8 protein-coding genes, 1 tRNA gene and 1 riboswitch are annotated in these 10,125 nt (G+C 41.9%); of the genes, 1 reads left to right on the top strand and 8 read right to left on the bottom strand.

The window, feature by feature from the left end; genetic code table 11:
* Positions 1-222: 222 nt before the first annotated feature.
* The 4 genes from KHM83_RS06235 to KHM83_RS06220 all read right to left on the bottom strand — a co-directional run bounded on the left by KHM83_RS06235 (position 223) and on the right by KHM83_RS06220 (position 2,755).
* The gene (locus KHM83_RS06235; protein WP_213236053.1) at positions 223-1,410 is read right to left on the bottom strand and encodes a pyridoxal phosphate-dependent aminotransferase; all 1,188 of its coding nucleotides are present in this window, start codon (positions 1,408-1,410) and stop codon (positions 223-225) included.
* A gap of 183 nt (positions 1,411-1,593) precedes the next feature.
* Positions 1,594-1,944 carry a DUF190 domain-containing protein gene (locus tag KHM83_RS06230; RefSeq protein ID WP_213236052.1) on the bottom strand — a complete coding sequence of 117 codons (351 nt, stop codon included), beginning with the start codon at positions 1,942-1,944 and terminating at the stop codon, positions 1,594-1,596.
* Positions 1,945-2,000: 56 nt separating this feature from the next.
* Complete coding sequence (gene crcB / locus KHM83_RS06225) at positions 2,001-2,354, bottom strand: fluoride efflux transporter CrcB (protein ID WP_213236049.1); 354 nt, start codon at positions 2,352-2,354, stop codon at positions 2,001-2,003.
* The gene (locus KHM83_RS06220) at positions 2,351-2,755 is read right to left on the bottom strand and encodes a fluoride efflux transporter FluC (protein WP_213236047.1); all 405 of its coding nucleotides are present in this window, start codon (positions 2,753-2,755) and stop codon (positions 2,351-2,353) included. The genes crcB and KHM83_RS06220 overlap by 4 nt, the downstream gene beginning before the upstream one ends.
* 136 nt (positions 2,756-2,891) lie before the next feature.
* A riboswitch (purine riboswitch) is annotated at positions 2,892-2,990 on the top strand.
* A gap of 15 nt (positions 2,991-3,005) precedes the next feature.
* Here KHM83_RS06220 and KHM83_RS06215 point away from each other — a divergent pair.
* Entirely contained in the window at positions 3,006-4,409 is a 1,404-nt protein-coding gene (locus tag KHM83_RS06215) for an NAD(P)/FAD-dependent oxidoreductase (RefSeq protein WP_213236045.1), read from the top strand.
* Positions 4,410-4,534: 125 nt separating this feature from the next.
* Here the strand turns inward: KHM83_RS06215 and KHM83_RS06210 are convergent, their stop codons facing one another.
* From KHM83_RS06210 to KHM83_RS06195, 4 genes are all read right to left on the bottom strand, one after another.
* Positions 4,535-7,036: a sensor histidine kinase gene (locus KHM83_RS06210; RefSeq protein WP_213236044.1), complete on the bottom strand. Its 2,502-nt coding sequence runs from the start codon at positions 7,034-7,036 to the stop codon at positions 4,535-4,537.
* Positions 7,037-7,177: 141 nt separating this feature from the next.
* On the bottom strand, positions 7,178-8,050 hold the full coding sequence (locus KHM83_RS06205) for a radical SAM protein (protein WP_213236069.1): 873 nt from the start codon (positions 8,048-8,050) through the stop codon (positions 7,178-7,180).
* 152 nt (positions 8,051-8,202) lie between these two features.
* Complete coding sequence (locus KHM83_RS06200) at positions 8,203-9,840, bottom strand: histidine kinase N-terminal 7TM domain-containing diguanylate cyclase (RefSeq protein WP_213236043.1); 1,638 nt, start codon at positions 9,838-9,840, stop codon at positions 8,203-8,205.
* A 79-nt stretch (positions 9,841-9,919) separates the two neighbouring features.
* Positions 9,920-9,993, bottom strand: a tRNA-Gly gene (locus tag KHM83_RS06195).
* Positions 9,994-10,125: the final 132 nt, after the last annotated feature.

Raw genomic sequence — 10,125 nt, 5'->3', positions numbered from 1 at the left:
CGCCGGCTTTCTTCAGATTCCTCGTCGCCAAGGACACCCTTGCCTTAAGCTATACACTTCCCACTACCAGGGTGTGTTAGGGACTCTCACCCGTTAGATTACGCCCATACCGGGCACACCAAAAAAACAGCATCCACACGATTAAATCGTCAAATGCTGTTTGGATTACTTTTATAAACTTTTTCAGCGTGCTATTGGCTCTAGACCACTGTATCGCATGCTTTAGCGATAAGATTCTGCCAGCTTTGCAAATGCTGGCAAAGACTTTTCAATCTGTGCTGTACTGACACAGTACGAAATGCGAACATACCCCTTGACACCAAAGTCATCGCTTGGCACAATAAGCAGATCATAATCGCGTGCACGTTCACAGAATTTGTTTGCATCTTCTTCCAGTGCCTTTACAAATAAATAAAATGCACCTTGCGGCATAACGCAGTCATAACCGAGTGCCGTCAATCCTTCATAGATCAAATCGCGATTTTTCTTATAAATGCTAATATCAGATGTCTGACCAATACATTTCATAACGACTTTCTGGAATAGACTCGGTGCACAGACATAACCCAGTGCACGCCCAGCGCCGCAAATGGCCGCATAGATTTTTTTAGAATCTGCCATGGCATCCGGAACGAGTACATAGCCAATACGCTCACCTGGCAAGGATAAGGTTTTGCTGTATGAGTAACAGACAAAAGTATTGTCGTAATATTTTGTCAAAAATGGTACTTCGAGATCTCCGTAAACGATTTCGCGGTATGGTTCATCGGCAATAAGATAAATCGGATGACCATACGCTTCTGATTTTTGCTTGAGAATCTCACAAAGTTTTAAAATCGTTGCTTCACTATAGACTACGCCTGAAGGGTTATTCGGCGAATTGACGATAACACCTTTTGTCTGAGGTGACAGGATGGCTTCAAACTTCTCAAAGTCGATTTGGAAAGTCTCTAAATTGGCCGGCACCACTTTCAGCTTCGCCCCTGCTGCTTCCGTCCAAACTTTGTATTCTGTGAAAAATGGTGCGAAGGTAATAAACTCATCTGTTTCAGCTGTAACAGTTGCCTTAATGCAAAGGCTTATAGACGCTGCCGCACCCACGGTCATATAAAGATTCGTCGCCTTGAACTGCGTATCAAAACGTTCGTTCAGCGATGCGGCAATTGCTTCTCTTACTTTCATATCGCCCTGAGCTGATGTATAGCCATGGACATAGGTTGACGTTTCATTTTCCAAAAGTGAGACAATCGCTTCTTTTACACAATCCGGCGCAGGTACATTTGGATTGCCAATGCTAAAATCATAGACGTTTTCATCGCCAATTTCCGCTTTGCGTTTAAGTCCAAATTCAAATATTTCTCTAATCACAGAGCTCTTGCTGCCGAGTTCGTACATTTTATCCGAATACATTGATTATCCTCCATGCAAATGATATGAATATTACAATTTTTTTATGTTTATACACAGTTTATCCTAAATCTTGTAGGATGACAATATAAGGTACTATTTTATCTATCTGGTTTCGTGCTAAAATGACAGCGGTCTTTTTAAACAACGCTCACATTTTTTGCATTGCTTGATTCATCCCATTCGTTAAGGTTCAGCGTGTTTTGATTCTTTACCGTATTTGATCACATCAACTTCTGTCGTCAGTATCAATCCTTCGTTTACCATGTTTTCAAGTACGGGGATCGCCTGTTCAATTTTATTGACAGTGTCAATGATTTCAACAATGACTGGCAATTTTAATGAGAGCTCCAATACTCTGGCACTGTGGATTCGCTTCCCTTGCCCATAACCTTCAATGCCTCGTGTTACGGTGACGCCCGCCATATCCATTTCGTGCATTTTCTGAACAATGGCATGATACAGATTATGACCTTGGTATTTTGAATCTTCACTGATGTACACTTTTAGAATTCTGCACTTTTCATTAAAATTCATCTTTTCTCGCCCCCTTTCATGCTCATGGTCGATTTATATAGCAATGAGATCAATCGCTAATGCGTCATCACCCAATAGCCCAAATGGTAACTGATAACACCTAGAATCACTGTCAGGATCATATAGGCAACGGCATTCAGCAGCTCATTGTCTTCAAATAAGTTAAAGCCGTCAAACATAAAAGTCGAAAAAGTAGTAAAGGCACCTAAAAAACCATCGCCAAACAGTGCATATGCCGCCCCGCCTAATTGCGCATTGCTTACAATCCCCAATAAAAAAGCGCCTAGAATATTCACGCAAAATGTCCCGAAAGGAAAACGATCTGTGGTATTTTCTGCAATGATCTTTCCCATCTGAAAGCGGCTGATACTGCCAAAAGCACCGCCAACAGCCACCCATATCAAGCTCATAGTCCCACCTCACGGTGAACAATCCATCGCCTTGCGACAGTGGTTCCCGCCAAAGCACAGAACAGCCCCAAAACAATGGATCCCGTTAGGTAACCTAAGGCAATCTGCGGCTTCATTGCCATAAAGAGTAGATTCCCCTCTTTACAAAGTGTCGAGAAAGTCGTTAAACCACCCATAAAGCCCGTACCAATTCCCATACGCAGTTCGGCATCCAAATTGAGGACTTCCAATGCCAATCCCAAGAAGAGTGCCAGTGCAAAACTCCCCACGAGATTCACGAGCAATGTATTAAAGATGGCAATACCACCGGGCGCTGCAAATGGGATACTCTTGACGGCAACCCTTATAACGGCACCAACAGCGCCGCCAATGGCTATATAGATATATTTTTTAATCGACACCACCTCCCCAAAATAAAGATTATTCTGGCATTAGTCTACCACCTTTAGCATTAAATTTCATCATTTTCATCGATTTTTCATTGATTTTTTCTGCATTGACATATAAAATACTTGTTGTAGTCGAATATTTTATGGAATTTTATAATAATCGTTCATTTATATAATTTGGCAATATGGGTCAAGAGTTTCTACCTAACACCGTAAATGTTAGACTATAAATGGGGCGCATCTTTTACTGACGGAGGTTAACATGAGTCATTATGATATCCTGATCGTAGGTGCCGGACCATCAGGGATTTTTACAGCTTTTGAGCTAATTCGAAAGCAGTATCAAGGGAAAATAGGTATTTTGGAAATGGGTGCACGCATTGAAAAGCGACACTGTCCAAAAGACCAAACGGGAATCTGTGTCAACTGCAAACCCTATTGCCACATCACAACCGGTTTTTCAGGTGCCGGTGCATTTTCCGACGGCAAGCTCTCATTGAATACTGACGTCGGCGGGGATCTGCCCGAACTCGTTGGCGCTGCACATGTTCAAAATTATATTGATTATACCGACGGCGTTTACCTCGAATTTGGCGCCGATGAAAAAGTCGAAGGCGTTGAAGATACAGAAGCCATTAAAGAAATTCGCCGCAAAGCCATTATTGCCGATCTCAAACTGGTGGACTGCCCGATTCGCCATCTCGGAACAGAAAAAGCACAGGCTATTTATTTAAAGATTCAAAATTATCTCGTCGAGAACGGCGTTACTATCCATTTTCATACAGTTGTCGACGATCTTATTATTGATAACAACGCCATAAAGGGCGTTATCACCTCTGATGCTTTTAAAAAGGGGCCTGAAACGACTTACACGGCTGATAAAGTCGTCATTGCCGGTGGTCGAAAGGGATCTGACTGGCTTTTTGAAATGTGCAAAAAGCATCAAATCAGTCAGCGATCAGGCTATATAGACCTCGGCGTACGCGTTGAAGTGCGCAATGAAGTTATGGAAAGCATCAATGAAGTCTTATATGAATCAAAACTTATTGGCTATCCAAAGCCCTATAAAGATAAAGTCCGAACTTTTTGCCAAAATCCGGGCGGCTATGTCTCACAGGAAAACTACGATGAGGGCATTGCCATCGTTAACGGTCACTCTTATAAAGATAAAAAGTCGAACAATACCAACCTCGCCATCCTGAGTTCACATCATTTTTCAGAACCTTTCAATGAACCAACCAAATACGGTAAGATGGTGTCACACCTTATGAATATGCTCGGCGACGGTCAAATCATCGTTCAGCGTTATGAAGATATTCTCAATGGCAAGCGAACATGGCAAAAAGAACTGGAACGCTCCAATGTTGTGCCAACACTAAAAGATGCTGTTGCTGGTGATCTGACATCTGCGATGCCCTATCGAACGATGACGAATATTCTCAATTTTATTGAAGCGCTAGATAAAGTTGTGCCAGGGTTTGCTTCTGGCGAAACCTTGTTGTACGGACCGGAAATCAAGTTTTATTCCAATAAGCTGACACTGACCAAACAGTTTGAAACCAGCGTTAATGGCTTGTATGCTCTGGGTGATGCCAGCGGTTGGACACGTGGTCTTATGATGGCCAGTGCCATGGGAGTTATGATGGGGGAAAGCCTCGCAAAATAGTTTCTCTCAGTGATATGCTGCTGCATCTTTTATCATTTTATTCTAAATGGTTAAGCATGCTCTTACGAAATCATAAAATAAAAGGCGTTTGCACGGGTTATCTCACCAGTGCAAACGCCTTTTTACTATAAATCACTTAACTTTAAGTCAAACCAGAAATGACTGCCTTCATCAATGGTGCTTTCAGCTCCCATCTCTCCCGACATTGCCTCAATGAGTTCTTTCGAGACGGAAAGGCCAATCCCGCTCCCATCCGTTGTATTGCCCTTTTGCTGTATTCGGTAAAACGGTTTAAAAATATTCTCAATTTCAGTTTCAGGAATGCCGTAGCCTGTATCGACGACATGAAAACGCATCAATGTATCGTGCACTTCACAATAGACATTAACCTCACCGTCGGGTCTATTATAATTAATCGCATTGCTCAATAAGTTAATGAGGATTTGTTTTAATCTGAGTCGATCCGCCAGTATTTGGCGTTCAGAACATGCTGATGCCTTGATTTTAACCTGTACACTCGTTTGACTCGATAGATGCCGTACAATGGAATTGATTTCCTCAAACAGATCTGCCATCTTGATTGATTCGATATTTAAGTCAATCACGCCGCCCTCAACACGGCTGTAATTAAAAATCATATTGGTCTGCGACAGCAAGTGTGTTCCGGCATTAATGATTTCCGATACCGCTTCCAATTGGTTTTGATCTAGGGATTCCTCATCATATTTCAGAACCTGTGCAAAGCCCAACACGGCATTTAGCGACGTTCTAAGCTCATTACTGAGCTGAGAAATAAACTCTGTCTTTGAAAGATTTGCCTTTTCAGCAATTTCTTTCGAAGCAATGACGCTCTGTTCCATCATTATTCTTTCGGTAACTTCCCGTGCGCTCACGGCAAAAGCGTTTGAAGCTTTTGCAATTTGTGCAATCTTTGCCTGATACCAGTGCTCGCCATCGTGATCTCTTAACTTAAACTCAATCTGACTAGCCGTTCCTTCCCGCGCTACTTTCAGAAACTGATTCGTGATGCGCTCACCTATTTCACGACCAAAAAACGTATTGATGGTATAGCCCCTTTCATCTTTTTCATATTCTTGAAGCAAGCTCATTTTATCTGACCAAAGATTGAGAATGCTGCCATCTGCGTCACACTCAATCACAATATCTTCAAGCGCAACAACCAATGCTTCAAGGTCTCGCTGACTCTGAAGAAGCTGTCGCTGCGTCGACATGAGCTGTTCATTCGCTTCGCCTAGATGCTCGCCCATTCTGACTATACCTTCTGAAGTTTCTGCCAACTCAGTTACCATATAGACAGGCGATGAATGGAAATATTCACCTTCTCCAATTTTGAGCACCACATCGTTAATTTCTCGCAGCGGCGTTCCAATCTCTTCTGTAATATGGTAGGCTCTTCTGAAAAGTACACTATAGTAGATAATATAGATTACCAAAAAGCCTGCAATGATCAGGATCCCAGTTTCTGTAATTTGACTTCGGATGCGATCGGCATCTGAATAGATATTGGCGGTTGGCAATACAATCAACAGTTTCCAGTCGATTCCATCAATGGTTGACCAAGCGACTTCATGATTATCCCCTGACAGCATAAGCCGTGTAGCGCCAGATTCTTCTTCAAACAATGTTTTCGTAAAATCTGTAATATCTGAACGCTGAAGCAAATTAAACGCATCCGGCTTAAAAGTATCCTGTAAAATTGCCTCTTGATAATGATGATCGGTTAATTCATTCACACCCCAATCCGCTTCTCCAGCGGCTGGTATTGCGAGAAGCATGCCGTCGCTTCCGACGAGCATACAGTACCCGCCATAAGGGATTGAGAGATTGAGGACGCGCTGAACAATTGTGTTGATTGTAATATCAATGCCTGCAACACCTTCCAGTTTGCCGTTTCGGTAAATTGGTTTGATTGCTGATGTCATCCAGCCATGACCTGCGGGATCGAGGTAAGAATCTGTCCAAACCGTTTTGCGTTCCGGATTATGCGCTTCATCCGCTTCATAATAAAAGTTATAACTTGGAATATCCATATAGAGCGGGTATTGTGACAGCACGTCAAAGTAAGGATAGATAATATTGAGTGAATCAAATGTATTGATATAGATCGATGCAATCAATGGATTTGACTGCTGCATATCCTTCATCAAGTACTGCGTCGTCAAAAGTTTTGCAGTCTTGTCCTTTTCCAGCTCGCCTACCGGCACATAACCGCTGTAAAATACTGCAGCGCCGCCAGTTTTTGAATCCGATTCTGTATAATAGATGCCATCATCACGCCATTTGAGTCTCGACGCATCTTCAGCTGCAAGTTTTATCGGCCCTTCATAAGCCCTTTGTAATTGTTTTGCATATAAATCAACCGATTCTGTAATACTGTCGAGCTGCTCTGAAATCGTCCCCGATTCAGAATCGGCAATGATAATGGTTTCATTGGCAATACTTTCATCCATATAGGCAGTAAAAGTTCTCAGACTCCACATATTCGTCATAAAATAGATTATGACAAAAACGACGCCTATGACGACGAGCGGTAACAATGCTATTTTAAAAAATGAAAGCCAAATCCATCGGGACAAACTCGTCTGTCCCTTCCCCCTATTTTTCATAACCCCTCCGTTACAGCTGCGATGTTATGCCTCAAACCCAATGTTCTTGCTTTATTCATGAAAGTCTCATTTTATATAAAAATAAAGACACATTAGCGGTATTTATATACTACCCCAATGTGCCCATTTTCATCATAAAAATTATAATTGCCGCATCCATTCATCTCTTAAATGGCGCTGATCGCCAAGTGAATGGTCTATCGCATCCAGTAATTTTGGCTTATCTTCCGGAAAGTGACCTGCCAGCGACAGATAATTCGACACGTGATTGCTTCTAAAAACGCAGTCATTCAGTTCAATTTTCTCAAGCATTCGTCTTGTTTCAACAAGCACGTCCGTAGGATCCAGCAATTTAAAAGTGCCATTTTGAATACTGTCATAGAGCGGGGTTCCCTCTGGCGTCAACAACGTGAGCAGTGCCAAATAATCCGGTTGTATGGCATTAACCACTTTCGCCGATTCTTCAGCATGCAATTCCCAATCTGCACTGCCGCCTAAACCTGAAATGACCATTGTAGAAAGCTTAATGCCTGAAGCCTTTAACTTTTGTCCGGCTTCAACCATTTCCTGTTGTGTGACCCCTTTATTTACATCTTTCAAGACTTTATCGCTGCCGGATTCTATGCCAAGATAAGCAATTTCAATGCCATTGGCTTTCAAAAGCGACAAATCTTCAGGTGTCTTGTTCAAAATATCTTTTGGTGCCGCATAAATGCCAATACGCCCACTGCTTGGAAAAAGCGTTTTAATCGTTTTTAATATCGTGATCAGCTTGTCAGTTCCTAAACAGAGCGCATTCCCATCTGCCAGAAAAAAATTATTGGTAATATCGCCGTATTGTGCTTTAACGTCCTGTAAATCAGCGAGTATTGCTTCCATCTTTCGAACTCTGAATTTTTTCTCCTTATACATATAGCAAAAGGTACATTGGTTGTGAGAACATCCAATCGTCGTCTGAATGATTAAACTCCTCGCTTCACTCGGCGGACGATAGACAGCGCCTTCATATCGCATCATTAATCTCCTTTGGTTATGTCGGATAAAGCAATCCATTGAAATCTATTTGTTCCATCATACTATGCTATTGCAGAGATGACAAGTACGCACAGTTTGGAAACAAGGTATCTTTAAGATACTGAATTCTTATTAAATAGACCATTTAAAGTTTAAATGCTTTTAGCAATCGCATTGTAAAAGACCGCTTTATTGCGCCCAGTTTCTTTTGCATAATAAAGTGCTTTATCGGCTTCTTTCATCAGTATTTCTACCGGTCGTTTACCATCCGTCTCCGCAACGCCAATCGAAGCGGATACAGATGGCAGCGAAGCGGATTCAATATGCTTTAGTGCATCCATAAACGCTGTAATAAGCTGCAACAGCTTTTCGTGCTCAATGGCAGCATAGAAAACGGCAAACTCTTCTCCGCCGATTCTTCCGACAACGTCAGCCGAATGAAAATAACTTTTTAGTATTTTGCCAATCTCCGTAATAACAATATCGCCTACGGCGTGACCATACGTATCGTTAATTCGCTTAAAATGATCAATATCCAGCATTAATAAATAGCAACGTTTCTGTGTTTGCGCTTGGCCTGTCATACCATCAAAATTCGACACTGAATTAGACAAACTGTTGATAGCAACCATTGGTACATCCATTCTGTCATCTGATATCAAGTAGCCACACTGGCCAACGCGCTCAAAAAAAGCTCTTCGATTAAGCAAACCACTGAGTGAATCCGTTGATGCCTGAAATTGAAGCATTTGTTGAAAACGCTCACGTTCTGTCACGTTTTGCAGCGACAAGAGAAAGGATTCTGTTTCGAGGCGATGCTTATTAAGGGTCAATAGCTTAAATTCATAGTAATGCATCTCCTCAGCATAATGCAGCGCAATAATAGCGCGGTGTTCACTTTCCTGAAGCAGAGAATCTGCAATGGGCGCAAACGGCGTTTTCTGTAATTGCTGAATATGTGTTTCACCTGTTTTAAGCACAATATTCTGCGTCTTAAACAAACGCTGTGCTTCCCAGTTAAAATCGACAACAAGCCTTGCCTTGTTAAAAAGGACCAATGCGTCGGCATTGTCTTCAAAGATCATATCGCGCACACGCGTCCGAATTTCCCAAAAGTTTTCTTTAATAACCGCCATAAGCACTACGGGGATCGTCAGCGGCAAAAAAACGACCATATGATCAATTTCATCCAGCCCCAGCCCTAAAATATTCACAATGAGTCCACCACAGGCAATCAACGACGCACCGAGCATGTAAGAGACACTGTTTCCCTCAAACTTTTCACGCCTTTTATAACTGATAATATAAATGATGAGCGCCATAAGCACCATGGACATCGAATGCAGACTCTGAACATAAAACCAAGGCCCTTTGCCCTTAGCCAAGAAAAATATCCCACTATCTTCTACCAACCAGTAATGTGTAAAGTACAAATGATGCCATGCATTGGTAAAGCGAAATATGAATGTCAACAGCGGAATCCCAAAGACATATGCGTATTTAAGCCATTTATGACGTTTCAGTCGATGTGTATATATTAGCGCCGTCAGAAGCCAAAATGCAGAAACAAAGGGAATGCCAATATACTGAAAATAATTCCAAAACAGCTTTGTCTGAATTGTATTCATATGCAATTCAATATTGTAGCCAAAGACATAAAAGCAAATACTCATACTGAGTGCTAATACCGGTATCGCTTGTTTTGCTTTGCCGCGCGCATACAAGTAGGCAGAAGCAAAAGCTGTCAGTACTGTGGCTGCAAAAAAATATACGGTTAATAAATCTAACATGTTACCACCATCCACTAGCGTAGACCTGTCGTTAATATCAAAAAAGCACCTCCTTCGAGATGCCCGTAAAATCTGATTATGGAGCGGGTGATGGGAATCGAACCCACACAGCTGGCTTGGGAAGCCAGAACTCTACCACTAAGCTACACCCGCGTACATTCACAGTGTTATTTTAGCATAAATAACGTTTCTTGTGAATGCCTGTTTGGTATAAGTCGATTTAAATATGCATTTTTTCGTTTCCTTTAACCAAGGAAAGGTCTTGACAAAAGTCGTATTAATGCA

The sequence above is a fragment of the Fusibacter paucivorans genome (assembly GCF_018390735.1).
In the GTDB taxonomy this organism is placed as follows: Bacteria; Bacillota; Clostridia; order Peptostreptococcales; family Acidaminobacteraceae; genus Fusibacter; species Fusibacter paucivorans.
This window is presented reverse-complemented; position numbering and strand designations above follow the sequence as displayed.